Source organism: Acrocarpospora catenulata (assembly GCF_018476525.1).
Taxonomy (GTDB): Bacteria; Actinomycetota; Actinomycetes; order Streptosporangiales; family Streptosporangiaceae; genus Acrocarpospora; species Acrocarpospora catenulata.
Genome location: NZ_JAHCST010000013.1, coordinates 1 through 25097, shown reverse-complemented (window position 1 = coordinate 25097; position 25097 = coordinate 1). Strand labels below are relative to the sequence as shown.

General features: G+C 68.6%; 25 protein-coding genes and 3 tRNA genes. 12 read left to right on the top strand and 16 right to left on the bottom strand.

Going from position 1 to position 25097, the window contains the following annotated elements; all coding sequences use genetic code 11:
• Positions 1 to 264: 264 nt before the first annotated feature.
• Together KIP79_RS15790 and KIP79_RS50055 are read right to left on the bottom strand one after the other, a co-directional pair.
• Complete coding sequence (locus tag KIP79_RS15790; protein ID WP_214105559.1) at positions 265 to 1329, bottom strand: cellulose binding domain-containing protein; 1065 nt, start codon at positions 1327 to 1329, stop codon at positions 265 to 267.
• 137 nt (positions 1330 to 1466) lie between these two features.
• On the bottom strand, positions 1467 to 1649 hold the full coding sequence (locus KIP79_RS50055) for a hypothetical protein (RefSeq protein WP_372453590.1): 183 nt from the start codon (positions 1647 to 1649) through the stop codon (positions 1467 to 1469).
• 6 nt (positions 1650 to 1655) lie between these two features.
• Between KIP79_RS50055 and KIP79_RS49450 the strand changes: the two genes are divergently transcribed.
• Positions 1656 to 2219, top strand: coding sequence for a tyrosine-type recombinase/integrase (locus KIP79_RS49450; protein WP_308169741.1), 564 nt, complete (start codon positions 1656 to 1658; stop codon positions 2217 to 2219).
• Positions 2220 to 2307: 88 nt separating this feature from the next.
• Here the strand turns inward: KIP79_RS49450 and KIP79_RS15775 are convergent.
• Both KIP79_RS15775 and KIP79_RS15770 read right to left on the bottom strand, forming a co-directional pair.
• Positions 2308 to 2382 (bottom strand) — tRNA-Val (locus KIP79_RS15775).
• A 10-nt stretch (positions 2383 to 2392) separates the two neighbouring features.
• Positions 2393 to 2464 (bottom strand) — tRNA-Gly (locus tag KIP79_RS15770).
• 133 nt (positions 2465 to 2597) lie between these two features.
• Between KIP79_RS15770 and hutH the strand changes: the two genes are divergently transcribed.
• The 4 genes from hutH (at position 2598) to KIP79_RS15750 (ending at position 6778) form a co-directional block, all read left to right on the top strand.
• Positions 2598 to 4145 (top strand): histidine ammonia-lyase, encoded by a 1548-nt coding sequence (gene hutH, locus KIP79_RS15765; RefSeq protein WP_214105718.1) that lies wholly within the window; start codon positions 2598 to 2600, stop codon positions 4143 to 4145.
• Positions 4146 to 4321: 176 nt separating this feature from the next.
• Positions 4322 to 5344: a chorismate-binding protein gene (locus KIP79_RS15760; RefSeq protein ID WP_214105557.1), complete on the top strand. Its 1023-nt coding sequence runs from the start codon at positions 4322 to 4324 to the stop codon at positions 5342 to 5344.
• Positions 5316 to 6146 carry an aminotransferase class IV gene (locus tag KIP79_RS15755; protein WP_214105556.1) on the top strand — a complete coding sequence of 277 codons (831 nt, stop codon included), beginning with the start codon at positions 5316 to 5318 and terminating at the stop codon, positions 6144 to 6146. Before KIP79_RS15760 ends, KIP79_RS15755 begins: the two co-directional genes overlap by 29 nt.
• Positions 6147 to 6205: 59 nt before the next feature.
• Positions 6206 to 6778, top strand: coding sequence for a TIGR03086 family metal-binding protein (locus KIP79_RS15750; RefSeq protein ID WP_214105555.1), 573 nt, complete (start codon positions 6206 to 6208; stop codon positions 6776 to 6778).
• A gap of 1 nt (position 6779) precedes the next feature.
• Here KIP79_RS15750 and KIP79_RS15745 read toward each other — a convergent pair whose 3' ends face one another.
• Both KIP79_RS15745 and KIP79_RS15740 read right to left on the bottom strand, forming a co-directional pair.
• Positions 6780 to 8192, bottom strand: coding sequence for an LVIVD repeat-containing protein (locus KIP79_RS15745; protein WP_214105554.1), 1413 nt, complete (start codon positions 8190 to 8192; stop codon positions 6780 to 6782).
• Between the two features lie 73 nt (positions 8193 to 8265).
• Positions 8266 to 8682 carry an SsgA family sporulation/cell division regulator gene (locus tag KIP79_RS15740; RefSeq protein ID WP_214105553.1) on the bottom strand — a complete coding sequence of 139 codons (417 nt, stop codon included), beginning with the start codon at positions 8680 to 8682 and terminating at the stop codon, positions 8266 to 8268.
• A 694-nt stretch (positions 8683 to 9376) separates the two neighbouring features.
• Here KIP79_RS15740 and KIP79_RS15735 point away from each other — a divergent pair.
• Together KIP79_RS15735 and KIP79_RS15730 are read left to right on the top strand one after the other, a co-directional pair.
• The gene (locus KIP79_RS15735; protein ID WP_214105552.1) at positions 9377 to 9958 is read left to right on the top strand and encodes a universal stress protein; all 582 of its coding nucleotides are present in this window, start codon (positions 9377 to 9379) and stop codon (positions 9956 to 9958) included.
• Between the two features lie 59 nt (positions 9959 to 10017).
• Positions 10018 to 11703, top strand: a complete 1686-nt coding sequence (locus tag KIP79_RS15730) for a sensor histidine kinase (protein WP_250213312.1) — start codon at positions 10018 to 10020, stop codon at positions 11701 to 11703.
• Here KIP79_RS15730 and KIP79_RS15725 read toward each other — a convergent pair whose 3' ends face one another.
• Together KIP79_RS15725 and KIP79_RS15720 are read right to left on the bottom strand one after the other, a co-directional pair.
• Positions 11704 to 12117 (bottom strand): pyridoxamine 5'-phosphate oxidase family protein, encoded by a 414-nt coding sequence (locus KIP79_RS15725; RefSeq protein ID WP_214105716.1) that lies wholly within the window; start codon positions 12115 to 12117, stop codon positions 11704 to 11706.
• 56 nt (positions 12118 to 12173) lie between these two features.
• On the bottom strand, positions 12174 to 12812 hold the full coding sequence (locus KIP79_RS15720; protein WP_214105551.1) for a response regulator transcription factor: 639 nt from the start codon (positions 12810 to 12812) through the stop codon (positions 12174 to 12176).
• A gap of 291 nt (positions 12813 to 13103) precedes the next feature.
• Between KIP79_RS15720 and KIP79_RS15715 the strand changes: the two genes are divergently transcribed.
• Together KIP79_RS15715 and KIP79_RS15710 are read left to right on the top strand one after the other, a co-directional pair.
• On the top strand, positions 13104 to 13439 hold the full coding sequence (locus KIP79_RS15715) for an ArsR/SmtB family transcription factor (RefSeq protein WP_214105550.1): 336 nt from the start codon (positions 13104 to 13106) through the stop codon (positions 13437 to 13439).
• Positions 13440 to 13452: 13 nt separating this feature from the next.
• Positions 13453 to 14448, top strand: coding sequence for a GNAT family N-acetyltransferase (locus tag KIP79_RS15710; protein ID WP_214105549.1), 996 nt, complete (start codon positions 13453 to 13455; stop codon positions 14446 to 14448).
• Positions 14449 to 14467: 19 nt separating this feature from the next.
• Here the strand turns inward: KIP79_RS15710 and KIP79_RS15705 are convergent, their stop codons facing one another.
• Positions 14468 to 14881, bottom strand: a complete 414-nt coding sequence (locus KIP79_RS15705; protein ID WP_214105548.1) for an arsenate reductase ArsC — start codon at positions 14879 to 14881, stop codon at positions 14468 to 14470.
• 73 nt (positions 14882 to 14954) lie between these two features.
• Between KIP79_RS15705 and KIP79_RS15700 the strand changes: the two genes are divergently transcribed.
• Both KIP79_RS15700 and KIP79_RS15695 read left to right on the top strand, forming a co-directional pair.
• A complete protein-coding gene (locus tag KIP79_RS15700; protein ID WP_250213311.1) occupies positions 14955 to 15320 on the top strand; it encodes an ArsR/SmtB family transcription factor in 366 nt (121 codons plus the stop codon).
• A 4-nt stretch (positions 15321 to 15324) separates the two neighbouring features.
• A complete protein-coding gene (locus KIP79_RS15695; protein ID WP_214105546.1) occupies positions 15325 to 16050 on the top strand; it encodes an aquaporin in 726 nt (241 codons plus the stop codon).
• Between the two features lie 138 nt (positions 16051 to 16188).
• On the opposite strand, the gene KIP79_RS15690 is transcribed toward KIP79_RS15695, so the two are convergent.
• The 5 genes from KIP79_RS15690 to KIP79_RS15670 all read right to left on the bottom strand — a co-directional run bounded on the left by KIP79_RS15690 (position 16189) and on the right by KIP79_RS15670 (position 22370).
• Positions 16189 to 18039, bottom strand: a complete 1851-nt coding sequence (locus KIP79_RS15690) for a S9 family peptidase (RefSeq protein WP_214105545.1) — start codon at positions 18037 to 18039, stop codon at positions 16189 to 16191.
• A gap of 51 nt (positions 18040 to 18090) precedes the next feature.
• Positions 18091 to 19527 carry a peptide ABC transporter substrate-binding protein gene (locus KIP79_RS15685; protein WP_214105544.1) on the bottom strand — a complete coding sequence of 479 codons (1437 nt, stop codon included), beginning with the start codon at positions 19525 to 19527 and terminating at the stop codon, positions 18091 to 18093.
• A 627-nt stretch (positions 19528 to 20154) separates the two neighbouring features.
• Positions 20155 to 20547 carry an ArsR/SmtB family transcription factor gene (locus KIP79_RS15680; protein ID WP_214105543.1) on the bottom strand — a complete coding sequence of 131 codons (393 nt, stop codon included), beginning with the start codon at positions 20545 to 20547 and terminating at the stop codon, positions 20155 to 20157.
• A gap of 43 nt (positions 20548 to 20590) precedes the next feature.
• Positions 20591 to 20869 carry a hypothetical protein gene (locus KIP79_RS46980; RefSeq protein ID WP_250213310.1) on the bottom strand — a complete coding sequence of 93 codons (279 nt, stop codon included), beginning with the start codon at positions 20867 to 20869 and terminating at the stop codon, positions 20591 to 20593.
• A gap of 88 nt (positions 20870 to 20957) precedes the next feature.
• Positions 20958 to 22370, bottom strand: a complete 1413-nt coding sequence (locus tag KIP79_RS15670) for an FAD-dependent oxidoreductase (RefSeq protein ID WP_214105542.1) — start codon at positions 22368 to 22370, stop codon at positions 20958 to 20960.
• 559 nt (positions 22371 to 22929) lie between these two features.
• On the opposite strand from KIP79_RS15670, the gene KIP79_RS15665 reads away from it, so the two are divergent.
• Entirely contained in the window at positions 22930 to 24540 is a 1611-nt protein-coding gene (locus KIP79_RS15665) for a DUF305 domain-containing protein (RefSeq protein ID WP_214105541.1), read from the top strand.
• A gap of 77 nt (positions 24541 to 24617) precedes the next feature.
• Here KIP79_RS15665 and KIP79_RS15660 read toward each other — a convergent pair whose 3' ends face one another.
• Both KIP79_RS15660 and KIP79_RS15655 read right to left on the bottom strand, forming a co-directional pair.
• On the bottom strand, positions 24618 to 24830 hold the full coding sequence (locus KIP79_RS15660; RefSeq protein ID WP_214105540.1) for a type II toxin-antitoxin system HicB family antitoxin: 213 nt from the start codon (positions 24828 to 24830) through the stop codon (positions 24618 to 24620).
• A gap of 85 nt (positions 24831 to 24915) precedes the next feature.
• Positions 24916 to 24990, bottom strand: a tRNA-Val gene (locus KIP79_RS15655).
• Between the last annotated feature and the right edge of the window lie 107 nt (positions 24991 to 25097).

Genomic DNA, 25097 nt, shown 5'->3' with positions numbered 1-25097 from the left:
GACCTGTGAATCGTCCGAGGGCCTCACCTGGGAACGGTCTATGACACGGCTCTGATCCGGGTGGGTCTCACGATCGTGAGCGTGACGACACCGCAGTCGCCCGCTGCCATCGGGGAGGTCGCCCAGATCGTTGAACAGCACCGTCGGCAAGGACCGACCCGGGAACCCTACTCCCGACTAAGGCCTGTTCGGTGAGTGACCAGTTGGAATGGAGAGCCGCCGGCTGTGGGTCCACTGCCGGCGGCGTGTCGTCGTGGAACCGGCTCAGGGCGTGATCGTGCAGGCCAGGCCGTTGAGGGTGAACTGGGTTGGCTTGGGGTTCTGACCGGTGTGGGTGCCGTTGAAACCCATGCTCACGGTGGTGCCCGGTGGGAGCTGGCCGTTCCAGGGCATGTTCACGGCGGTTACGTGGCGGCCGGACTGGGACCAGGTGGCGCTGTAGCCCTGGGTGAGGCGCTGGCCGGTGTCGGGGAAGTCGAACTCAAGGGTCCATGCGTTGACCGGGGTCGTGCCGGTGTTCTTGACGCTCATCCAGACGCTCATGCCGGTGTTCCAGGTTGAGGAGTTGTAGGTGACCTCGCAGGAGCCAGGAGTGGGCGTAGGAGTCGGTGTGGGGGTGGGTAGGCCCTGGCGGGCCAGGATTCGGGTGGGGGTCGCGGGTGCGCTGACGTTGCCTGCGGCGTCCTTGGCCACCACTGTGTACGTGTAGTACTGGCCGGTCACCAAGCCGCTCTCGGTGAAGTACGGATATTGCGGGCCCACGCTGCCGACCTTGATCCAGCCGCCACTGATTGGCTCGCGGTAGATGTCGTAGCCGGTCACGGCCACGTTGTCGGTTGACTTGTCCCAGCAGAACGCCGTGCCGGGGAAGTCGAACAGGCAGTTGTCGCGTACGTTCTGCGGCTGGGTGGGCGGGATCACGTCCCCGGTGGGTGAAGGGGTGGGTGAGGGCTGCGTGCCGGTGGTCGCCGTCAGAGTGATGAACGGTGACGGCAGGCTCACGTTGCCCGACAGGTCGAGGGCGACGATGTAGAACGTGTAGGCCCGGCCCCGGGTCAGACCACTGATCATCGTCGGACTGGCCGTCGGCGACGCCTTCTTCGCGAAGCCGTCCGCCGTGAGCATGTGGACCTCGTAGCCGGCCACGGAGCCGCTGTCGTCGGTCGACGACTGCCAGCAGATGCCGGCGTATCCGGCCTGCGAGCTCGGGGGCGGGCAGGGCGTCAGCCCGCTGGGACGGGACGGTGGTGTCGTGTCCGCCGCGTACGCCGGGAGTGAGGTAGTGATCGCGAGCAGGGCTCCAGCGATCAGGGCGAATGGGAGCTTCATGACCCGGATGATTCGCTGGGGCGGTCGGTGGGGCGAGGGAGCGGTCGCCTGGCGTGGCGTCCGCCCAGGTCAGAGAGCGGTAAAGGTGAACATTTCACTTCCGCGATCCGGCGGCTCCCCAACACACCACATGCGGGTTACCCTCGGGAGCCACTTTGGGTAGTCGCCTCCGGTCGCTCACGCAACCTCGGGTGCCGCCGAGCTGAACCCTCGGCGGCAGCCTGCCCGTTCACGGCATTGCTAGCTGGGGCACGACGAACGCCTTTGCCGACCGCGCCCCACCGCTGGTCGGGCACCCCGAGCACGGAGGCCTCCGCCACGGCCGGGTGCTCGAAGAGCACGCCCTCGACCTCGGCCGGGTAGACGTTCTCGCCGCGCAGCAAACGAGGTCCCGCCCGACGACTCGCAGCGTACGGGCCGGCCAGGTGGGAGGCGGATCACATCGGCGGCGGCATCGTCGACGCGTCGGCGTTCGGCCTCCCGCCTATTCGGGGACGGCAGCGCGGGCCGCGGCATGTCACGCTGCAACGCCATCACACCCGTCAGGCCCGGCAACGGCTCAGGGCGAGGCGTGGCAGGATCACCAGCTGGTGTTCTGCACGCGGTTCGGTACTCCCAAGGACGCTGCGAACGTGCGGCGGTCCTTCCGGCGGATCACTGTCAACGCCGGGATCGGGGCGGATTGGACGCCCCGTGAGTTACGGCACTCGTTCGTATCGATCATGAGTGCGCACGGTGTGCCCATCGAGACCATCGCCGATCTCGTCGGGCATGCGGGCACCCGGGTCACCGAGGCGGTCTACCGTCTTCGGCTCAGGCCGGAGATCACCAAGGGTGCCGAGACCATGAACACCATCTTCGGCGCCAGCCAAAAGGGAAAATCCGCCTGAGGTGGCTCCCCAATTGGCTCCCACGACCCTCAAAGATCGAAAGAGGGTCCCGGAGACGCTCCGGAACCCTCTCTGAACTGCCAAAACATGGTGGACGATACTGGGATTGAACCAGTGACCTCTTCCGTGTCAGGGAAGCGCTCTCCCGCTGAGCTAATCGTCCGGGGTTGCCGAGCGGAAGACGGGATTCGAACCCGCGACCCTCACCTTGGCAAGGTGATGCTCTACCACTGAGCCACTTCCGCGTGATCACCGGATGGCCCGGCTCACGGAGAGAACACTAGCGAATCCTGGGCGACTCCCCAAATCAATTGAGCTGTAAGGAGCTATCTTGGGTGACGATAGTTACCCTGGTCGGTTGAGAGAGTGAGCGATGTAATGCGCGACAACGGTGTCGTGGAGGTTGGGCCGGGGCCGTTGGGTCTCGGGGAGGTCGTCCGGGTGGCCAGGGGCGGGGCCCGGGTGCGGCTCGATGAGGACGCGGTCGCGGAGATGGCGGCCTCGCGCGGGAGGATCGAGGAGCTGGCGGAGGGGGCCACGCCGGCGTACGGGGTGTCGACGGGGTTCGGGGCGCTGGCGACGCGGCACATCGATCCGGCGCTGCGGGCGCAGTTGCAGCGGAGTCTGGTGCGATCGCATGCGGCGGGGTCGGGGGCCGAGGTCGAGACGGAGGTGACCCGGGCGCTGATGGTGCTCAGGCTGAGCACGCTGGCCACGGGGCACACGGGGATCCGGCCGAAGACGGCGAAGGTGCTGGAGAGCCTGCTCAACGCGGGGATCACGCCGGTGGTGCACGAGTACGGGAGCCTGGGCTGCTCGGGGGACCTGGCGCCGCTGTCCCACGTGGCCCTGACGATCATGGGGGAGGGGCCGGTACGGGACGCGCAGGGCAACCTCCGGGAGGCGGGGGAGGCGCTCAAGGAGGCCGGGATCGAGCCGGTCGAGCTGGCTGCCAAGGAAGGGCTGGCGCTGATCAACGGCACGGACGGCATGCTGGGCATGCTGATCATGGCCATTGACGATCTCACCCGGCTGCTGAAGACGGCCGATATCAGCGCGGCGATGAGCGTCGAGGCGCTGCTGGGAACCGACCGGGTGTTCGCCGCTGATCTGCAGGCGCTGCGGCCGCATCCGGGGCAGGCGGCCAGCGCGGCCAACCTCCGCCAGCTGCTCGGCGGGTCGGGGATCATGGAGTCGCACCGGAACGAGGGCTGCACGCGGGTGCAGGACGCCTACTCGTTGCGCTGCGCGCCGCAGGTGGCCGGGGCCGCGCGGGACACGGTCGCGCACGCGCGGCTGGTCGCGGAGCGGGAGCTGGTGAGCGCGATCGACAATCCGGTGGTGCTGGCCGACGGCCGGGTGGAGTCGAACGGCAACTTCCACGGGGCTCCGGTGGGGTATGTCCTGGACTTCCTGGCGATCGCGGTGGCCGACGTGGCCTCGATGGCGGAGCGGCGGACCGATCGCATGCTGGATGTGGCACGTAGCCATGGTCTGCCGGCGTTCCTGGCGGATGATCCTGGAGTGGACTCGGGGCACATGATCGCCCAGTACACCCAGGCGGCCATCGTCTCCGAGCTGAAGCGGCTGGCCGTGCCGGCGAGCGTGGACTCCATCCCGAGTTCGGCCATGCAGGAGGACCACGTCTCGATGGGCTGGTCGGCGGGGCGGAAGCTGCGGCGGGCGGTCGACGGGCTGACCCGGGTGCTGGCCATCGAACTGCTGACGGCGGCCCGCGCCATCGACCTGCGCAGGCCGCACCTGCCGGGCGCCGGTACGGGCGCGGCGGTCGCGCTGCTGCGCGAGTCGGTTGCCGGTCCCGGGAGCGACCGGTTCCTGGCTCCGGAGATCGAGAACGCGGTACGGCTGGTCGCGGACGGGTCCTTCGTAGCGGCGGTAGAGGCGGCGACCGGCCCGCTGGCCTGAGCGCCCCCGGTCGGGTTCCCGGTCGGGCGCGCTCAGTCCAGGCCGGGGTTCCCGGCCGCGCAGTGCACATGGGGTTGGGCGCCTGGCCGGGCACATGGCATGGGAGCCCAGGCGGGCGGCATACACGGGATGGGAGCCCGGGCGGGCGGCGCACACGGGGTTGGGAGAATAAGGGGATGCACGGCGCCTTCGCCCATATCGGTGGCTATCTGGCCACCGGCCTCAGGGACGTGACCACCGACCTCGGGGCTCTCGACTCCGAGGGCTGGTGGGCGGTCGTGGTGAGCTTCGAAGGCAAGGTCACCTGCGCCCGCTTCGACCAGGTACGCCCGGCGGGCCTTCCGCGGCCGACGACCCCCTGGCGCGGCCCCGCGGTCGGCGACTGGCGCTCGTCACTGGACCAGCAGGCGTACGAGAGGGCCGTTCAGCACATCCGTGAGGAGATCGAACGAGGCGAGGTCTACCAGGCCAACATCTGCCGGATCATGTCAGCGCCGCTCAGGACCCCCGCCAACCCCTTGGCCCTGGCAGCCAGGCTCCACGAGGGCAACCCCGCCCCACACGCGGCGACGATCAGCGTCCCCGGCCTGGAGGTGATCTCCGCTTCCCCAGAACTCTACCTATCCAAATCCGGAAATATCGTGACCTCGGGACCGATCAAGGGGACGGGCCGGACCCCGGAGGACCTCCTCGAAAAGGACTACGCCGAGAATGTGATGATCGTCGACCTCGTACGGAACGACCTCGGCCGAGTCGCCGACGTGGGCTCGGTGCGGGTAAAGGCATTGTGTGAGATCGAGCACCACCCCGGCCTCGTCCATCTGGTATCAACCGTACAGGCGACCACAGAAGCCACCTGGCCCGAACTGTTCGCCGCGACCTTTCCGCCCGGTTCGGTAACCGGAGCTCCCAAGTCCTCCGCCCTCAACATCATCAATGCGCTCGAACCAGAGCCCCGGGGGCCGTACTGTGGGGCGGTGGGCTGGGTGGACGCCGACCGGCGCGAGGCCGCGCTGGCGGTCGGCATCCGCACCTTCTGGATCTCCGGGGAAGAGATCCACTTCGGCACCGGAGCGGGCATCACGTGGGGCTCCGATCCCCGGCTGGAGTGGCGGGAGACGGAACTGAAGGCGGCGCGGCTCATCGGTCTGGCGTCTAGGGAGGTTGGTAATGGGAGTTCCCATCTGGGTCAACGGTGACCTGCTGGCACCGGAGCAGGCCACCGTATCGGTGTTCGACCACGGGCTGATGGTCGGTGACGGGGTCTTCGAGACGATCAAGTGCATGTCGGGCGAGTCGTTCGCGCTGACCCGGCACCTGGACCGGCTCGCCCTCTCGGCCAAGCGCATGGATCTCCCCGAGCCGGACCTGGCCGCCATCGCCGACGGCGTGCGGCAGTGCCTGGCCGCCGCCCCCAAGTGGCCGCTCGGCCGGATCCGCATCACCTACACCAGCGGCCCGGGCCCGCTCGGCTCCGACCGCGGCGACCAGGGCACCACCACCGTCATCATCGTCGGCGAGCAGAAGCCGTTCCCGGCCGGCGCCGAGGTGGTCGTCGTCCCCTGGCCGCGCAACGAGCGCGGCGCCCTGGCGGGCGTCAAGTCCACCTCGTACGGCGACAACGCCAAGGCTCTGGCGTACGCCAAGGAGCGCGGCGGCGGCGAGGCGATCTTCGAGAACCTGGCCGGGCGGCTCTGCGAGGGCACCGGCAGCAACATCTTCATCGTCACCGGCGGCCGGTTGATCACCCCCACCCTGGCCAGCGGCTGCCTGGCCGGCGTGACCCGCGCCCTGGCCCTGGAGTGGTGCGGCGGCGTCGAGGAGGACGTGCCGCTGGCCGCCCTGTACGACGCCGAGGAGGCCTTCCTGACCTCCACCACCCGCGACATCCAGCCCATCTCGGTGGTCGACGGCAAGCACCTCCCGCAGGCGCCCGGCCCGATCACCCGCGCCGCCATGGCGACCTTCGCCGCCCGCTCGGCGGACGACCTCGACCCCTGAGACCCGCAGTAGCCGGGGGCGTCCAGGTGGCGCCCCCGGCTTTTATCGAAGGAGAATCGATGGCGCTGCCTTACCGCCCAACCGAGCGGCATCGCCAGGTTGCCAGGCTGTTCACCGACCGGGTCCGCGGTACCCGGTCCTGGGACGCGCCATCCCCGGTCGCCGACTGGGCTGCCCGCGACGTCGTACGTCACCTGGTCGAATGGTTCCCCGGGTTTCTCGCCTCCGGCGCCGGCATCGAACTGTCCCGCGGACCGTCGGTGGACGAGGACCCGGTCGCCGCGTGGCAGGTGCACTGCGATGCCGTGCAGGCGGTGCTGGACGATCCGGAGACGGCGCACCGGAAACTCGTCAACCCCCACATCGGCAGCCTGCCGCTGGCGACCGCGATCGACCAGTTCTACACGACCGACGTGTTCATGCACACCTGGGATCTCTCCAGGGCCACCGGCCAGGACGATCGGCTGGACCTCGACTTCTGTGCTCTGCTCCTCGCTCAGATGGAGCAGATGGAGCAGGCGATCCGCTCCTCTGGCCACTACGGCGCTCGAGTCGAGGTACCCGGCGGCGCGGATTCCCAGACCAGACTGCTGGGTTTCATCGGCCGGGACCCGTTCTGGCCGGGGCGATGACCTAGTACGAGTGCTGGCTCTGCACGTTGAGCTCGGTCATCTTCACGGCCTTGGCGGGATCGGTGAGCGGATCGTTGATCTCCAGGATGTCCAGGCCCTTGGTGATGTCGCTGGAGTAGATGTAACCGTTGTAGTAGTACGCCGACCACGACCCGCCCAGCCGCGCACCCTTCGGCAGCGGTCCGCGCTCGAAATATCCGATCTCGCGGGGCTTGTCGGAGTCGGTGAAGTCCCAGACCGAGACCCCGCCCTGGTACCAGCCCTGGACCATGATGTCCTTGCCCGGCACCGGGATCAGCGACCCGTTGTGCGCTACACAGTTCTCCTCCGGAGTCTGCTCCCGCGGAATCTTGAAATATCCACGTTTCTCCAGTCGCCGGTTGTCGACGATGTCGTAGACGGCGTCCGCGCCGCGCTCGGTCCCCGCGCTCGCGTCGCAGGTCGCGGCGATGCCACCGCCGAGTTCGTCGCTGAAGACCACCTTGGTGCCGTCGTTGTTGAAGGTGGCGGAGTGCCAGATGGCGAAGTTCTCGTCCTGTACCAGCTGGAGCGGCTTCGGCCGGAGCGGGTCGGAGATGTCCAGCAGCACCCCGTCGCCGAAGCAGGCGCCCGCCGCCAGCTTGCGCTCCGGGTAGACGGTGATGTCGTGGCAGCCGGCCGCGCTGAAGCCCACGCCGCCGTCCTCCACGACGACCCTGCCCTTCAGCACCTCCGGCTTGGCGGCGACCCGGGCGGCCTTGGGGTCGGCCACCGGCACCTCCACGATGGTGATGTTCTCGTGCGGCGGGGGGCAGTTCTGCGGATCCGGGGCGGACATGGGCGAGGCGACGTAGATGTAGATCTTCTCGGGGGTCGGCATGATCGCGTGGGTGTGGGAGCCGCAGTCGGTCCGTACCGAGGTGAGGTAGACCGGTTTGGCCTTGTCGGTGATGTCGAAGACGCGGATGCCCTCCCAGGAGGCGGGCGCGGTGGCGTCGCCGGGGGCGCTCTGGCAGGTGTCGTCGCCTCGCGGGGAGTCCACGGAGAGGAAGAGCAGGTTCCCGTGTACGGACACGTCGTTCTGACCCCCCAGGCAGACCACCCGGGCGACCACCTTGGGGGCGGCCGGATCGGCGATGTCGACCACCATGAACCCGTCATAGTTGCCGACATAGGCGTACGTGCCCTGGAACGCCAGATCGGTTCCCCAGGACTGGGGCCCGTTGAACGGCGCCTCCAGCGGCACGTTGGCGACCAGCCGCATGTTGGGGCTGTGCCCGATCTCGTCCACGCCGAGTTCCTGGCCGGTGTCCGTGGCTGCCGAGGACGTGGCTATCGACGGGTTCGGCGGCGTTTGCCCGTCGCCCGCCGGGGTCGTGCACCCCGCCAGCAGCAGCACCGCCGCCAGTAACGCCGCTCCCGCGCCACGCCCCATGCCCCGCGCCCCCAATCCTCTGTGAGGACGCTATTTCACCAACGCATGAGGCGTGTCGGGATTTGGTAACGGTTCAGGAGCTCCACAACATGTTGGTGAGCTCCTCGTCAAGGTCCATGAAGTCGACCTCCCGCCCGGCCGGCACCAGCTCGTACGTCCGGTGCAGGAACTCGGTCAGCGGGGCGAGCGGGACCTCGAAGAGCGCCTGCCCGAAGGGGGAGGTGAGGCTGATGTTCAGCGTGCGCTCGCCGTCCGCTCGGGCCGGCCAGACCTGGACGTCACCGTCGCCCACGCGGCGCACGATGCCCACGGTCAGGAGTTCACGGGCGAAGATCCACTCGACCGGTTCGTCGTTCCCCACGTGGAAGGCCATCCGGATGGCGTACGGATCCTGGGCCGTGTAGCTCAGACCGGCGAGAAGGGGGACGGTTGTACGGTCGGGGACCACAAGCCGAAGGCCCAGCTCGGCAGAGACGGTGGTGCTGTTCATCGTCAGCCAAACCTTTTCGTCGTCGGGTCCCCTCATCGGGGCTTGCACTGCTCAGACGGAACTATCAGACGGACTACGTCCCGAGCTATGACGCGGAACGAAGAAACCTGTAGGAAAGATTCCGCTCTCCGGGCCTTCTGTAACGCAGATCACAGCTAGACATTTATGCAGCTACCTGCGCAAACGTCGCCAACAGGTGCATGTTTGCAAGGGTTTTGCGTGTCCTCGGGAGGTGTGTATCGGGCTCAGGTGGTGCTTATTGGTCGAGTGTGGGGCATCACGATGCTATGCCAACACACCGCCACGCCGTGGCTCTCCTGGGAACCTTTCGGTGACGATGCCGTGCCCGTAGAGGGCTGGTAGCCCTACATCGGGGCGAAATGGGCGAATCCCCCTGCTTTGCGATCATGTGGTTGCTCTCCGTGGTGGATCACGTACCGTCCGGCGATTCGGTCAAATCATGTCAAAACGGTCAAAGCTTGTGTGTTTTGCCATAACCTGGGGTAGTACCTAGAAACCCCCAAGAAACCGGCGCGAACCGCTTGACCGTGCTCGCGTCGCCGCAGGCACCGGAACGCCTGCGCCACCGGGAGGGGCGTCGCATGGGACTGACGGTCCAACACCAAAGGACCAAAGACCCTGGGTATCGAAGAGCCCCCCGAAATGTAATGGAAGTCACAAGGGGGGACTTTTCATGATTCATGACATCGCCTTCACCGGTGGGGGACCGGGGAGGGCGACCAGAACCGCGGCGGCGGCGGGGACCACCCGCCGGGGATTCGCCGACTTCGCCCGCTCCATCGGCACCCGCCTGGCGGGTCGCCCGGCCGAGCAGGCGGCGGCGAGCCTCAGCCGCGCGGAGATCGTGGTGGGCCTGGACGGCTCGCCCGTCAGCGAGCGCGTGCTCGCCTACACCTTCGAACAGGCACGGCACCGCAAGTGCACGGTCCGGGCGGTGCACGCCTGGCTGGACCGCCGGGAACCGGTACACATCGAGCAGGAGCACCTGGCCCCGTGGCGGGCCCGCTATCCCGAGATCGAGGTCATCGAGGACATCCGGCGGGAACATCCCGTCGGCGCGCTGGTGTCGGCCTCGCGGGGGGCGAACCTGCTCGTCGTGGGGGCACGGCAGGGGGCGTCGGGGTCCTCGGCGCGCCTCGGCTCGGTCGCCCGCGGCGTGCTGGACAACGCCCGCTGCCCGGTGGCCGTGGTGCGCCTGCCGTACGAGCAGCAGCGCCGGGTCTGGGCGGAAGGCTCGTTCCGGCCGCCGGCGTGAGCCTGGCCGCCCGTCCGAGCCGGATGGGGGGCTACCAGGGGCGATGCGACAATAGACCCATGACCGATGGCCCGTCGTATCCGTTGATGCCGGGCATGCGGCTGGACGACCTTCTGTCGGAGCTGCAGTCCCGGCTGGAGGCCGTGCTGGCCACCAGGGACCGCATGCACGCGCTGCTGGAGGCGGTCGTCTCGGTCGGCGGCGGGCTGGAACTGGAGACCGTGCTGCGGCGGATCGTGGAGACCGCCACCCACCTGGTGGACGCCGCTTACGGGGCGCTCGGGGTGATCGGCGAGGAGCGCACCCTGGTGGAGTTCGTCCCGGTCGGGCTGAGCCAGGAGGAGATCGCCCGCATCGAGCACTGGCCGCACGGTCTGGGCCTGCTCGGCCTGCTGATCAAGGAACCGGTGCCGCTCCGGCTGGCCCGCATCTCCGACCATCCCGAGTCCTACGGCTTTCCCCCCGGCCACCCGCCGATGGGTTCCTTCCTCGGCGTGCCGATCCGCATCCGCGACGAGGTGTTCGGCAACCTCTACCTGACCGAGAAACGCGGCGGGCGCGAGTTCGACGAGGAGGACCAGGCCGTGGTCACCGCGCTGGCCACCGCCGCCGGCGTGGCCATCGAGAACGCCCGGCTGTACGAGGAGACCCGCCGCAGGGAGATCTGGCTCCAGGCCTCCGCAGAGGTGACCACCAGCCTGCTCTCCGGGGCGGGAGTGGGGGAGGTGCTCGCCCAGGTGGTGCGGCGGGCGGGGGAGATGGCCGACGCCGACATCGCCACCATCCTGTTCCCGGTCGGGGACGACCGGCTCCGCGTCATGATCGCCCAGGGGGCCGAGCAGCTGACCGGCACCGAGATCCCGATGGGCAACTCGCTGGCCGGCACCGCCTACCGCACCGGCGAGCCGCACATGGCCGCCGACCTCGGCACCTGCGACCTGGAGCTCCCCGGCCTGGAGGCGTGGGGGCCGGCCGTGGCGGTGCCGCTGGGCGCGGCCGGATCGGTGCGCGGCGTGCTCGCCATCGGGAAACGGCCCGGCCGCATGCCGTACACCCTGCCCATCCTGCGCATGCTGAAGGCCTTCGCCGACCAGGCGGCCATCGCGCTGGAGCTGGCCGAGACCCGGCAGCACGCCGAGCGCCTCGGCCTGCTGGAAGAGCGCGACCGGATCGCCAAGGACCTGCACGACGTGGTCATCCAGCGGCTCTTCGCGGTGGCCATGACCCTGATGAGCACGGTCCGCCTGGTCGACCGGCCGGAGACCTCGGCCCGGCTCCGGCACGCCATCGACGAGCTGGACGAGACCATCCGGCAGATCCGCTCCACCATCTTCGCCCTCCAGCCCCCCCAGGACATCGACGAGCCCAGCCTGCGCGCCCGCATCGTGGAACAGGTCGAGAACGCCCGCGGCCACCTGGGCTTCATGCCCGGCCTGCGCATGGAGGGCCGCCTCGACAACGCCGTCCCCGCCCCGGTCGCCGACCACCTGCTGGCCGTGCTCCAGGAGGCCCTCTCCAACGTGGTACGGCATGCGAAAGCGTCCAAGGCGGAAGTCTCCGCCGAGGTACGCGACGGCCAGGTCATTCTGATGATCTCTGACAACGGGGTCGGCCTGCCCCCGGACGGCCGCCGCAGCGGCCTGCGCAACCTTCAGGAACGGGCGCTCCGGCTCGGCGGGGAATGCGAGGCCGTCGCCCTCGACGTGGGCGGCACCCGGGTCACCTGGCGCGTTCCACTGGCCTGACTACAGCGTCTGTTCGAGGTACCGGCCGGAGAGCTGCATCGCCCGGATGACGATGAAATGCTCGCGGTCGCCCGGCGCCCACGGGGTGATCGGCAGGCTGCGGTACCAGGCGAGCTCGTCCGGGTCGGTGGCCGCCCTGGCCCGGCCCACCGCCGTCACCGACCATCCGGTCCGGGTCGCCACGTCGATCTCGTCGGCCTCGAAGGCCACCACGGCGTTCCGGGTGGCGGCGGCCAGCTTCGACCCCACGGCGGTCCGGATGACGATGTCCTGACCGTCCAGGCAGTAGTTGACCACCTGTACGGCCGGCAGCGCCCGGTCGGTGAACACGATCCGCCCGATCGGCGTCACGGCCAGCAGCCGCAGGCACTCCTCCCGGGACAGCACGCGCAGCCCCGCCGAGTCCAGCGGCATGTCCGTCAGGTACAGCTCGTCGGCCGTACCGGAAGGTGGGTCGAAAGTCATCTCGCTCATTGCCGTTCCGCTTTCATCCGCGCCGCCAGCGCCGCCGCCTGGGTCCGGCGCTCCATGCTCAGCTTGCCGAGCAGGTTCGACACGTAGTTTTTGACCGTCTTCTCGGCCAGGAAGAGCCGCTCGCCGATCTGCCGGTTGGTGAGGCCCTCCCCGATCAGCTCGAGGATCTGGCGTTCCTGGTCCGACAGGGCGCCCAGCGGGTCCTTCCTGGCGGCCTGCGCCCGGAGCCGCTGCAACATCGCGGCCGTGGTCCGCGGGTCGAGCAGCGACTGCCCCCCGGCGACCGTACGCACCGCGCCCACCAGGTCGGATCCGTGGATCTGCTTCAGCACGTATCCGGAGGCCCCCGCCATCACCGCGTCGAACAGCGCGTCGTCGTCGGCGTACGAGGTGAGCATCAGGCAGGCCAGCTCCGGCATCCGCGACCGCACCTCGCGGCACACGTCCACGCCGCTGCCGTCCGGCAGCCGCACGTCGAGCACGGCCACGTCCGGCCGCAACGCCGAAATCCGCGCGACCGCCGACTCGGCCGTCCCCGCCTCCCCGACGACCTCGATGTCGTCCTCGCTCTCGAGCAGGGCGGCCACCCCGCGGCGTACGACCTCATGGTCGTCCACCAGGAACACCTGGATCATTCCTCAACGCTATGCCCCGGCCACCCCCCGCAACTAGGGACGAAGGTCCCAAGTCCCTCTTGCCCAGGTCCTGACCGTCCCAAGGACGCAACAGAGCGGTAACCAGCCCACACCCGATGGCACCTGTGCCCTCTTGACCCGATTCCGGGCAGACCGATGGACTGTTGTGAAAGTTCGGACACTACGCGAAGTCCCTCGCCAGAGCATTGAAGGCGCTGCGGTACTTCGAGGCTGAGTTCCTCGACCCTTCCGGCTGACAGCTCACCATTCATCGTTTATCGTAGATTTTCGATGAATGCGGCAGTGGAGCCGTTGGACCGTGCGACGGCGGAAGAGTACGCGAGCTGGTTCAAGGCGCTGGCGGATGCGACCCGGATCCAGATCGTCTCGCTACTGGCTCGCCGGCGGGAGCCGATGAGTGTAGGCGAGATCGTGATCGCCTCTGGGGTGGGCCAGTCGACCGTTTCTCACCACTTGAGGATCCTGGCCGAAGTGCGGTTCGTGCTGGTCGAGCGGCAGGGTACCTCCGCCTTCTACCGGATCAACCAGGCCTGCGTGAGCTGCTTCCCGACCGCGGCCGATGTGGTGATGGGCAACCCGGTTCCTGCCGCTCCAGTCTGCGAGTGAGGGAGGGGCTTCGATGGCCGACGAGGTGGTGGTCGAGCGGTATTCCGGGCTGGCCAGGGACGGCAAGGTCTACGGCCTGGACGCCAGCCCGGACATGCTTGAGCTCGCTCGCGCCAACGCCGCTCAGGCGGGTGTGACGAACGTCGAGTTCCTGCACGGAGGCATCGAGGCCATCCCGCTGCCTGGCCAGGCCGTGGACGCCGTCATCTCCAACTGCGTGATCAACCTGTCCGACGACAAGCCCGCCGTGCTGGCCGAGGCGTTCCGCGTGCTGCGCCCCGGCGGCAGGTTCGGGGTCAGCGACGTGGTGACCGACGGGATGATCGATCCGGTACGGCGGCATGCTGCCGAACGGCGCGTGGGCTGCGTCGCCGGTTCGCTCGAAGTCGAGGAGTATCGGACTCTCCTACGGCAGGCCGGTTTCGTCGGCGTCCGCATCCGCCTGACCGCCGACCATGGCGACGGGGTGCACTCGGCCATCGTCCAGGCCGTCAAGCCCGCCATCGGTCCAGGGCTGGAGATCCGCCCGATGCGGGAGGCGGACGCACCTCAGGTCCTGGCCGTCTATCAGGCCGGGCTGGACACCGGCCAGGCCAGCTTCGAGATCGTCGCGCCGTCGTGGGAGGCGTTCACCGCCACCCGAATACCTCAACTGCGTTATGTCGCCGTCGACACCGAGACCGATCAGGTCGTCGGCTGGATCGCCGCCTCGGCCGTCTCGGCGCGCCCGGTCTACGCGGGCGTGGTCGAGCACAGCGTGTACGTGCATCCGGACTGCCAGGCCCAGGGTATCGGCCGCGCCCTCCTGGCCGCGTTCATCGCCGCCAGCGAAGATGCCGGGGTGTGGACGATCCAGACCGGTATCTTTCCGGAGAACGCCGCCAGCCTGTCGCTCCACCAGGCGCTCGGCTTTCGCGTGCTGGGCACCCGCCAGCGGGTGGGCTGCCACCACGGCGTCTGGCGCGATGTGCTGCTGATGGAACGTCGCAGTACGATCATCGGCCGCTGAGCAGGCCGGGCCGGCCCGATCAGCCGGTTTTGAGCGTCGTGAGCTCGCCGACGAGGTGGGTGACGCGGTCGCGGATCTCATCGCGAATCGGGCGCACGGCGTCAATGCCCTGCCCGGCAGGGTCGTCGAGCTTCCAGTCCTCATAGCGTTTGCCGGGGAAGATCGGGCAGGCGTCGCCGCACCCCATCGTGATCACCACGTCGGAGGCCTCCACGGCATCAGCGGTGAGGATTTTCGGTCGCTGGCCGGTGATGTCAATGCCGACCTCGGCCATCGCCTCGACCGCGACCGGGTTGATCTGCGAGGCGGGGGCGGACCCGGCCGAGCGGACCTCGATGCGGTCGCCGGCGAGATGGGCGAGCCATCCGGCGGCCATCTGAGACCTTCCGGCGTTGTGGACGCAAACGAACAGCACACTGGGTTTGTGGGGCATGTCTCGCCTCTCTCGCAACTCTGGTATTGATGGTAGTCGAATTCGATATCGGTCAATACAGGAGGGTCGAGCCTTGGATCCGCTGAACGTGCTGGACTGCTGCGCCCCGCTGGCCCGCCAGCCCCTACCGCCTGACCGGGCCGCCGGGCTGGCCCGGGTGTTCAAGGCGCTTGGGGACCCGGCCCGGCTGCGGATCCTGTCCCTGGTGGCCAGCCACGAGGGCGGCGAGGCCTGTGTGTGCGACCTGACCGCGGGCTTCGAGCTGTCCCAGCCCACCATCAGCCATCACTTGAAGGTGCTCAAGGAGGTCGGCCTGCTGACCTCCGAGCGCCGCGCCTCCTGGGTCTACTACCGCGTCGTCCCCGAACGGCTCGCCGAACTGTCGGCCCTGCTCCAGCTCCCCGCCTCCGCCCCGTCTCCAGATCCCCGCTCAAGGTGAGTTCATGACCCCCCTGCCACGCCGCCTGCTGGCTGAATTCCTTGGTACCGCCCTGCTGGTCACCGTCGTGGTCGGTTCGGGCATCATGGCCCAGGCCCTCTCTCCGGGCCAGGTGGGCCTGCAGTTGCTGCAGAACTCCACCGCCACCGTCTTCGGTCTGGCTGTGCTCATCGTCACTCTCGGTCCGGTTTCCGGCGCGCACTTCAACCCGGTGGTCTCCCTGGCCGACTGGTGGCAGGGAAGGTACACCGGCGTGGGGCTGGCGCTGGGTGAGGTCGGCGCCTACGCGGTGTGCCAGATTCTGGGTGGGATCGGCGGAGCCGTCCTGGCCAATGCGATGTTCGGCAAGGCGCCGATGGCCTGGTCGACGACCGAGCGGGCCGCCGGGCACCTGTGGCTGGGTGAGGTGGTGGCCACCGCGGGCCTGCTGCTGGTGATCTTCTGCCTGGTCCGTTCCGGCCGGACCGCGGTCGCCCCGGCGGCGGTGGCCGCCTACATCGGCGCGGCCTACTGGTTCACCTCCTCCACCAGCTTCGCCAACCCGGCGGTCACCATCGGCCGCGCCTTCACCGACACCTTCGCCGGGATCGCCCCCGCCTCGGTGCCCGCCTTCATCGCCGCCCAACTCGTCGGCGGAGTGATCGGCCTGCTCGTGGTGCACGGCCTGTTCGGCCGCCCCGGCCCGGCGGTTCCGGAACCCGTTGTTCCCCATCAGTCCACCGTCCGTTAACCCGCAGCCGTACAGGAACCGCTCTCCGGGGCTCGATCACTCGCCGAGGGGCGTGTGCCGGGCCATCTTCACCGCGGAGATCAGTAGCACCAGAGCAGCACGATCGCCGGGATCGGCAACTCGCCGCCCGCGACACGGTCACCATCCCGGAGGGGGCGTCACCGGCCCTTTGGACCAGCGCTCGCCGCGCAGCGCCGACCGTACCAGTTCCAGCATGCGCCGCTGGTCGGCGATGGCCTGGTCCCTGCTGCTGGTCTCGTGACCGCCGGTGAACCAGTCGAGGACGACGTCGCCGCCGGCGCGTTCGAGCGACAGGGCGTACTCGTGGACCTGGCGCGGCGGGCAGCGGGTGTCATGGGTGGCGTGGCTGATCCAGACGGGTGCGCGGACGTCGCCGACGTAGGTGATGGGGGACGCCCGCCGGTACCTGTCGGGTACTTCGTCGGGGAAGCCGCCCATGAAGTACCGCCACGCCCGCTGCTGCGCAGGATTCTGGTCGTGGTACGCGGAGAGCCAGTCGGCCATCGGCACGAACGCCAGCGCGCCCGCGAACAGGTGGGGCGCGCGGCCCATTGCCAGCAGCGACAGGTAGCCGCCGTAGGAGACGCCTGTGACGAAGACCTGGTCCTTGGCGGCCATCCCCGCGGCCACCAGCCACTGGACCGCGGCGTTCAGATCCTCCAGTTCCCGGTCGCCGAGCGACGGCCGGAACCCTTCCCGGAACTCGCGGCCGAATGTGACCGAGCCACGATAGTTCAGCGCCGCGTAGCCGACGCCCTCGTCGAGCCAGGTCTGCGCCTGCGCGTTGTACCGGTCGACTGTCACCATGTTGGGGCCGCCGTGCAGATAGAGGACGAGCGGGCCAGGGGCGGTGGCGCCGGGCGGCACGCACGTCCACAGCTGCAGCGGCGTGCCGTCGGCGGAGCGGATTGTACGCGAGACGGCGCGGACGCCGGCGGGAGCGCTGCCGGGCCGCCGGAGCGTGGTGGCCCCGCTGCCCCGATCGACGTCAAGGACCGTGAGGGGGATGTCGAAGCGCTGGCGCAGCAGCCGGATGCCGTCCTGGCCGTAGTGGGAGGCCCAGATGTTCAGGTGGGTCGCGGCGACGTCAGGCTCGAAGTAGGCGCCCGAGGGGTGTTCGACGGGTGCCACCTCCCCGGTGCGGACATCGAGTTCGAGCATGCGGTGGACGCCCCCATCCACGTGCGCCAGCAGCACGTACGCCGCGTCGTCGGACCAGTCCAGAGGCACGACGTCGCCGACCAGGTGTGGGGCGCCGACGTCCAGGCGGCTCCCGTCGAGGGGGTTCCAGACGCAGGGCCGGGCGAACCCGGATCGCTCCGTCGAGACGAGCAGGCGCGGGTCGCCGGGCACGGGGGAGAAGCGCACCGCGCGCACCGGGCTGGCCGGGCCGTCGGACAGGAAGGCCAGGACGGTCCCGGAGGCGGGGTCGAGCACGGTCACCCCGAAGCGTCGAAGGCTCGGGTCGTGGTCGGTGGTGTCGACGCTCACCAGCGTCCCGTCGGCGGAGATCAGGCCGTTCCACGCCTCGTTACGCGTGGTGAACAGCCGCCTGGGCGGTCCGCCCGCGACCAGCCAGAGGCTGAACCCGTCCGCCGCGACGGCGGTGAGCACCACCTGGTCGCCCTCCCGGGCCACGTCGATGCCACGCAGCGTGTACGGCGGCAGGCCGGGGGTCAGGTCGCGCACCGCGCCCGTCGCCAGGCAGGTCGCCATGACGTGTCCCATCTCGGAGCCGTCGTCGTCGGAGTGGTGGCTCAGCACGGCGTCGCCCGCGGCGGTCAGTACGGCGTTCTCCGCGTCGCCGACCTTCCCGGTTACCGGGCGGGTCACATCCTCCCGCGCGTCCCACACCGACAGTCGAGGACCGATCTCGGTGTCCTCCACCCACAGCACGAGGTCTCCCGCCCCCCGGCCCCGGCGAAGGGTCAGGCACTGACGGGCTTCGAAGAAGCGTTGCCACGGCATGATCGCTCGGTCCTCTCAGATGTCCATAGGAAAGTCAGCAAGGATTCCGCCTCACTGCGCCAAGCCCCATTGCTCCAGGTTCCACCAGGGTCCCTCGACCGGGTTGATGCTGATCGGGCCGCCGAGCCGCTTGTTCCACAGCAGCACGTTGGGGACGGCGCCGAGCGGGATCGACGGGACGGCGGCGGCGATCAGCTCGTCGGCCTTGACGGACGCCGCCGTACGGGCGGTCTCGTCCAGCTCGGCGTCCACCTGTTCGAGCAGCGGGTCCAGGCCGTCCACCTTGGCCCTGATGAAATTGATGCCGGAGTTGCCGTTGGCCTCGGTCGGGATCGAGGTAGAGCTGAAGGAGTTGCTGAGCGAAGGGTCGGGGAAGGTGTCGACGAGGGTCCACAGACCCATCTGAAAGTCGCCCGCCGGTGCCTGCTTGCCGAAGAGGTTGGCCGGTGTGGTGTTCTTGATGTCCAGCTGGAAGCCGGCTTCCTTGAGCTGCGTCTGGAGCACCTGCTCGGTCAGCTCGCGGCGCTTGTTGCCGGCCAGCGAGACGATCGTGAAGCGGGCGGGGCGGCCGTTCTTGGCCCAGATCCCGTCCGCGTTCTTCGCCCACCCGGCGCCGGTCATGATCTGCTGGACTCTGGCCAGGTCGCGGGTGTACTTGGCGAAGGCGGATGCCGCGTACGTCGAGAGAAGCGGCGACAGGAAGCTCTGCGACGGTTCCTTGACCCCGAGCGAGCCGTACAGCCGCTCGACGATCGCTTTGCGGTCGACGGAGTAGGCGATGGCCTCGCGGACCGGCTGGGAGTCGAACGGGAACGTTCCGTTGTTCATCCAGAGCGCTTCGAGGTTGCCCGTCTGCGCGTCCACCTGCGTGTTGGCGTCCGGCAGCCCGGACTTGATCTGCTCGACCGCGTCGAGCTGCGGCGTCGGGTAGAGCGCGTCGAGCTGGCCGCTCTTGAACGCCTGGAAGGCGGCCGCGGTGTCGGGGGTGAACTGGAAGGTGACCTGGTCGAGCTTGGGGCGCTCGCCCCAATACCGGTCGTTGGGGACCAGGGTGACGGAGACGCCCCTGGCCCATTCCTTGATCTTCCAAGGGCCGCCGCTGAAGTCGTAGCCGTCCTTCATTACGGCGTTGCGGTCCTTGCCCTGCAGGAGATGCGCGGGCAGCACGCCATACCCGGAGCTGAACAAGGTGCGCCAGCCTCCGTAGCGGGACTTGAGGGTGACGACCGCGGTCTTCTCGTCGGGCGTTTCGATCGAGGAGATCCGGTCGTAGCCGGTCTTGTCGAAGACGTCCTTGCCGTCGCGCACCTGCAGCGCGGTGTACTCAAGGTCCTTGGAGGTGATGGGCTTGCCGTCGGACCAGACGGCCTCGGGGCGGATCTTGTAGGTGATCTGGGGGCGGTCCCCGTCTTCGATCGTCGGCTCCGAGGCCATCAGCTGGGAGGCGACGGGAACCCAGTTGTCTCCCTTGCGGCGCACCTCGAACACTTTGGGGATGGTGGGGGTTTGCATGATGTAGGTGCCCCAGATGGATCCTGCACAGGTCCCGATCCAGTCGGTGCAGTCTGGTTCCTGCTCGGCGCCGATGACAATGGCGCCACCCGTCCGGACGTGGACGGCCGCGGACGTGGACGATCGCGCGGCAGGGGAGGTGTCTGCGGGGATCGAGCAACCAGCCGAGCCGAGGGCGAGACCGGTCAGACCGGCTAGCGCTGACAGGGGGAATCTGTGACGGTGGTTCATGCGCCGGACCTTCCTTGACAAACCGCCGCACCAGCGGAATGTGACCCACATCGTAGATACGCTGGTCATCCATGGCAAGGATGATGGGCAAACTCATAGTCAATGCCGATGACTTGTGCGGCGGCGTATGTTTGGGCATGGTCGTGTAGGCACCGGGTAGTCGGCGAGGAAGGACCCAGATGGGCGCCGGCTCGGATCGAAGTGCCGCGTCCGCCGCGCAGGGGCACAGCCGCCGGGCGCGCGGCAGCCTGAGCAGGGCGATCATCCTTGCTGTTGACCAAGAGACGTTCCTGGTCACTTCGTGGCGATGAGGCTGGGGCTCGCCGTTCTGGCAATTTTCTGGCTCTAACCCGACGGATCGGCCCGCGAGCCCTACCCCTGACGGGCGAGGTGATCGCGGCGTGTGGCGAACTCCACCTCAGCCGCAGGGGTGGAGATGGTTTCTTGGTGCGGGACGAACAGGTCGCCGAGGCGGTTCACCACATCCGGGATGATCCAGTAGTAGACCCAGGTGCCCCGGCGTTCGCCGCCGATCAGCCCGGCGGTGCGCAGCACCTTGAGGTGGTGGGAGATGGTGGGGGCGGTCAGGTCGAAGGCGTCGGTCAGATCGCAGACGCAGACCTCGCCCCCGGCATGCGAACCGATCATGGACAGCAGGCGGAGCCGTACGGGATCGGCGACCGCCTTCAGCAGCACCGCCAGTTCGGCGGCCTCGCCCTCTGACAGCGGCTGGCGGGTGATCGGCGCGCAGCACTGGGTGCTCATCCTGCGCCTCCTTGCTTCCACCTTGTTTTGATATCGATCTAAACTATATGCGGTGATACGCCAGCAGCGCGCCCGCTGCCAGCGCGCATGCCACGGCGACGGCGGCCATCACCCACCCGTATCTCGCGACCTGCGCCAGCGCGACCGTGCCCACGACCAGGGCCTGGCGCCAGCCGTACTTCTCAACGAGCAGGCCGGTCAGAGGCAGGAAGATGCTGGAGGCGAACCCGGCGACGATGGTCACCGCGAGCAGGGCGTTGGCGCGGGCCTGGGCGTCGAACCTGGCGACGATGACCGCGAAGGCGGATTCGTAGAGCACCATCGCGGAGGCGATCCCCGCAGAGCCGAGGTGGTGGGTGCGACCGCCGCCCTCGGCGGGGCGGCGGTCGGGGCCGTCTCGCTCATCTTTCTCAGCAGCAACCGCCGTCGCCGGCGGTCACCAGGGGTAGCGCGGTGGGCAGTGGAGTGGACAGCAGGCCGCCGCTGATTCCGGTGGCCAGGCCGGCACGCTGTTCCTGGGCCTCGGCGAGAGCGGAGGAGCAGACGCCGGTCTCGGGCAGGTCGAGCTGGACGTCGTGGGCCGCCTCCCAGTCATCCGCCAGCGCGGCGGCCACCGAGCGGACCTGCTCGTAGCCGGTGGCCATCAGGAAGGTCGGGGCGCGGCCGTAGCTCTTGACGCCGACGGCGTAGTAGCCGGGCTCGGGGTGGGCGAGCTCGTCGACACCGTGGGCGGGGACGGTGCCGCAGGAATGCTGGTTGGGGTCGATCAGCGGAGCCAGCTGCCGGGTGGACCCGAGGATCGGGTCGAGATCCAGGCGCAGTTCGGCGGCGATGGCGTGGTCCGGGCGGTAGCCGGTCGCCGACACGATCCGATCGACGGTGACCGCCTGCTCGTGGCCGGAGGGGTCCCGGCTGACCACCTTGACGCCATCGGCCGTCCGCTGAACGCGGTGGGTGAAGAAGCCGGTCAGCAGGGTGATGCGGCCGGACTCCACATGGGCGCGCAGCCGGGTGCCGAGCGCGCCTCGGGCCGGGAGCGCGTCGGCGTCGCCACCGCCGTAGCTGCGGCTCGCGCCGCCCGCGCGGATCGCCCACGTGATGGGCGTGTCCGCCAGCTCGGTCAGGGCAAGCAGGGTGGTGGCGGCCGAGTGGCCCGCGCCGACGACCAGCGTGTGGCTACCTTCGTACCTTTCGCGGTCGGCGCCCAGCACGTCGGGCAGGGCGTGATCGATCAGGCTCGCGACCTGTGACTCGCCGTGGGCCGGTAGACCGCTCGCGCCCAGCACGTTGGGCGTGGCGTAGGTGCCGGACGCGTCGATGATCGCGCGGGCGTGCAGTTCCTCACCGTCGCTCAGGCGGATCAGGAACGGGGCCTGCTCACGGCCGAGAGTTCGGACCCGGTCGTAGCCCAGACGGCTGATCGCGGTCACCTGCGCACCCAGCCGCACTTTGTCGCCGAACAGCTTGGCCAGCGGGGCCAGATAGTCCTCGATGAGCTCGGCTCCGGTGGGCAGCCAGTCCGAGTCCGGTGCGATCCACCCGGATGCCGCCAACAGGCGGCGGGCGGCGGCGTCGATGTTGTACTTCCAGGGGCTGAACACCCGTACCTGGCCCCACCGCGCCACCGACGCGCCGGCCTGCCGGCCCGCCTCCAGGACCAGGAAGTCCAGGCCGCGCTCGGCCAGGTGCGCGGCAGCGGCCAGCCCAACCGGGCCCGCACCGATCACCACCACCGGCTGGCTCTCCAGGCCGCCATCGGGCACGGCGAAGACGGGCTCGGCCGTCTCCAGTTCAGCAGCGACAGGGCCGCAGCATCCACTCATGCTCTTCTCCTCTCGAGGACGGACGTTAGTGCCGCCCTATCCGGGGCACTCTGATTAGAAGAGCATCTAATCAGGGTCACTTGATGAGGGTGCCGGACTGATTAGGCCCTTGTCAAATTAGATACTCATCAAAGTAACACCTAGGTGGCGTCAGGCGTTCGGTCCGTACGGACGCGCGGCCGACACCGGATCCGGCGCTCAGACGCCTGCCACGGCGGTGGGTGAGATGCCGTACCAGGTAGCGGGCAACCGGCGCCACCGCGTGGCTACGCGACGCCGCCCTACGCGCGATACCGCGGCGACTGGCTATGCGACAGCTCGCCTCCATGTGGCGCGTCTAGCAGCGCGCCCGGGGTGGCAGTGGCACCGGCACCCTCCCTGAACAGGACGTTCGGGTGGACGTGCCGCCGGGGATGGGTTGGGCATGACGATCACTCTCAGGAAGTGCCTGGCTTTGGGTGTCACGGGGTCCGGGATGTTCGGGGCGCTTTCGTGCGGTCACTCGGCACATGTGGACCGCTCGCCATTCGCCTGGGAAATGGCGCAGAGCATGGAAAGAATGAAGCGGGACATGGCGGCGGCGCCCATGACCGGCGATCCGGGGCATGATTTCGCCGCGATGATGATCCCGCATCATCAGGGCGCCGTGGACATGGCCAGGATTCTGCTGGCCCAGCGGGGCGGCGATCCCGCGCTGAGGCGACTGGCCCAGGAGATCGTCGTCACGCAACAGCAGGAGATGGACCTCATGAGCCGCAGAATCGCGGCGTTGTCGCCACCGCCGGCCGGGCCCACATCCACCGCCGCCGGCCGGATTCGGGTCTCCGGGCAGGATCGTGTCTACACCGCCGACCAGACGTCGAACACGGTCTCGGTCCTCAATCCCGCCACCAATCGCCTGCTCGGCGTCATCCGGCTTGGTGACACCGTTCCCGGTGCGCTGAACCCGTTGTACAAAGGCCAGCTTCTCGTCCATGGCATGGGTTTCTCGCCCGACCACCGGACACTCTGCGTGGTCTCCATCGGCTCGAATTCCGTCACGCTCATCGACACGGCCACGAACAAGGTCAAGGGGGTTGTGTACATCGGACGAGCCCCGCACGAAGCGTTCTTCACCCCCGACGGCAAAGAGGTCTGGGCGACCGTACGCGGCCAGGACTACGTGTCGGTGATCGACCCGGTGGCGATGAAGGAGAAGCGCCGGGTGGTGACGGCCAACGGTCCCGGCATGGTGTTGTTCCACCCGCAGGGCCGGTACGCGTACGTGCCGTCCAGCTTCACCCCCGAAGTGGACGTCGTGGACACTCGCACGTACCAGGTCATCGCCCGGATTCCCCAGGCCAGCCCTTTCTCTCCCAACCTGTCCGTGACCCGGGATGGCAAGGAGGTGTGGTTCACGCTGAAGGACTCCGGTAAGACCCAGGTTATGAGCGGCGAGCCGCCCTTCCGCATCCTCACCACACTGAACACCGGCCCCATCACCAATCACGTCACCACCGTGGACAACGCGAAAGGCCAGTTCGCCTACGTGACGGTCGGCGGCGAGAACAAGGTCAAGGTCTACCGCCGGGGCGGGGCGAATCCGCAACAGGTCGCCACGATCGCCGTCGGCGACCTGCCCCATGGGGTCTGGGGATCCGGCGACGGGACCCGGGTCTACGTCGGCCTGGAGAACCAGGACGCGGTGGCCGCGATCGACACGCTGACCAACCAGGTGATCGCCACCATTCCCATCGGACAACAGCCGATGGCCCTGGTTTACGTTCCCGGAGCGGTGCCCACCGGGAACGGTACGGCCAACCTCGCATCAAGAGGCTCAGCGGGAATATCCAGCCACCTCACGATGACGGCTCCCCAGGGCAGCGGTCACCAAGGGCACGCCACGGTCTCGGTCAACGGAATGGGCCCCCTCGACACCCTGGAAATCGCGGCTTCCGGCCTCACCCCAGGAAAGACCTACACGCTCTGGCTCGTGACCTCCCGCACCCCACCCTTCGGCCACAAGCAAGCCCTCGCCACCTTCACCACAAACATTTCCGGATCACAGATCGCCCAGGCCATCGGCCCACTGAGGGAGCCCCTCGCACCGAACAACAGAGACCGGCAGCGCTATCTGCTGCTCACCTTGAAAGACTCCACCACACCGGTCCTCGTACAGCAGACGCCCTAGAAATCGCCGCCTGAACCACCTGAGACGTTCCTGGCGCACGCCCTGGGTTTCCGGACAGATCGGGAACTGACGGAGGCTCAGGCCGAGAGCCGGATCTCGATAGGCGCGACGATTGGTTGCTCCGGCAGGGGTTCGTCCTCGAAGTAGAGCTCAAGGGCATCCCGGAGATTGGTGAGTGCCTCTTCGACAGCCCGGCCCTGGCTGGCGACCTCCACCTGAACGCAACGCGCGACGTGCCACCCCTCGTCGTCGAGGGTGACGGTCGCGGTGAACGTGATGGGGGAGCTCATGGCGACTCTGAACCTCCCGGAGGCTTCCCAATAGCAAAGTGGCCGCCCCTCCCGAAGGAGAAACGGCCTCTGAGCTGGTGAAACATGGTGGGCGATACTGGGATCGAACCAGTGACCTCTTCGGTGTGAACGAAGCGCTCTCCCGCTGAGCTAATCGCCCGGGATCGTCTGCCCCTTCGGGCTGACGGGAAAACCATACCGCACTTCTGGGGGTGGTGGCCAAGTTGGCGGGGGCGGGGTCGGGGTGTGGGGGGTTCGGTGGGCTGG

Bases quoted from the DNA above. Each gene is read 5' to 3' on its own strand.
- KIP79_RS15740 (WP_214105553.1), bottom strand. From the start codon at position 8,682: ATGAACAGCACCACCGTCTCTGCCGAGCTGGGCCTTCGGCTTGTGGTC.
- KIP79_RS15760 (WP_214105557.1), top strand. From the start codon at position 4,322: ATGCACGGCGCCTTCGCCCATATCGGTGGCTATCTGGCCACCGGCCTC.
- KIP79_RS15660 (WP_214105540.1), bottom strand. From the start codon at position 24,830: ATGAGCTCCCCCATCACGTTCACCGCGACCGTCACCCTCGACGACGAG.
- KIP79_RS15715 (WP_214105550.1), top strand. From the start codon at position 13,104: ATGAATGCGGCAGTGGAGCCGTTGGACCGTGCGACGGCGGAAGAGTAC.
- KIP79_RS15745 (WP_214105554.1), bottom strand. From the start codon at position 8,192: ATGGGGCGTGGCGCGGGAGCGGCGTTACTGGCGGCGGTGCTGCTGCTG.
- KIP79_RS15680 (WP_214105543.1), bottom strand. From the start codon at position 20,547: ATGAGCACCCAGTGCTGCGCGCCGATCACCCGCCAGCCGCTGTCAGAG.
- KIP79_RS15695 (WP_214105546.1), top strand. From the start codon at position 15,325: ATGACCCCCCTGCCACGCCGCCTGCTGGCTGAATTCCTTGGTACCGCC.
- KIP79_RS15755 (WP_214105556.1), top strand. From the start codon at position 5,316: ATGGGAGTTCCCATCTGGGTCAACGGTGACCTGCTGGCACCGGAGCAG.
- KIP79_RS15790 (WP_214105559.1), bottom strand. From the start codon at position 1,329: ATGAAGCTCCCATTCGCCCTGATCGCTGGAGCCCTGCTCGCGATCACT.
- KIP79_RS15735 (WP_214105552.1), top strand. From the start codon at position 9,377: ATGATTCATGACATCGCCTTCACCGGTGGGGGACCGGGGAGGGCGACC.
- KIP79_RS15670 (WP_214105542.1), bottom strand. From the start codon at position 22,370: ATGAGTGGATGCTGCGGCCCTGTCGCTGCTGAACTGGAGACGGCCGAG.
- KIP79_RS15710 (WP_214105549.1), top strand. From the start codon at position 13,453: ATGGCCGACGAGGTGGTGGTCGAGCGGTATTCCGGGCTGGCCAGGGAC.
- KIP79_RS15750 (WP_214105555.1), top strand. From the start codon at position 6,206: ATGGCGCTGCCTTACCGCCCAACCGAGCGGCATCGCCAGGTTGCCAGG.
- KIP79_RS15720 (WP_214105551.1), bottom strand. From the start codon at position 12,812: ATGATCCAGGTGTTCCTGGTGGACGACCATGAGGTCGTACGCCGCGGG.
- KIP79_RS15730 (WP_250213312.1), top strand. From the start codon at position 10,018: ATGACCGATGGCCCGTCGTATCCGTTGATGCCGGGCATGCGGCTGGAC.
- KIP79_RS15690 (WP_214105545.1), bottom strand. From the start codon at position 18,039: ATGCCGTGGCAACGCTTCTTCGAAGCCCGTCAGTGCCTGACCCTTCGC.
- KIP79_RS46980 (WP_250213310.1), bottom strand. From the start codon at position 20,869: ATGGTGCTCTACGAATCCGCCTTCGCGGTCATCGTCGCCAGGTTCGAC.
- KIP79_RS15705 (WP_214105548.1), bottom strand. From the start codon at position 14,881: ATGCCCCACAAACCCAGTGTGCTGTTCGTTTGCGTCCACAACGCCGGA.
- hutH (WP_214105718.1), top strand. From the start codon at position 2,598: ATGCGCGACAACGGTGTCGTGGAGGTTGGGCCGGGGCCGTTGGGTCTC.
- KIP79_RS15665 (WP_214105541.1), top strand. From the start codon at position 22,930: ATGAAGCGGGACATGGCGGCGGCGCCCATGACCGGCGATCCGGGGCAT.
- KIP79_RS15725 (WP_214105716.1), bottom strand. From the start codon at position 12,117: ATGCCGCTGGACTCGGCGGGGCTGCGCGTGCTGTCCCGGGAGGAGTGC.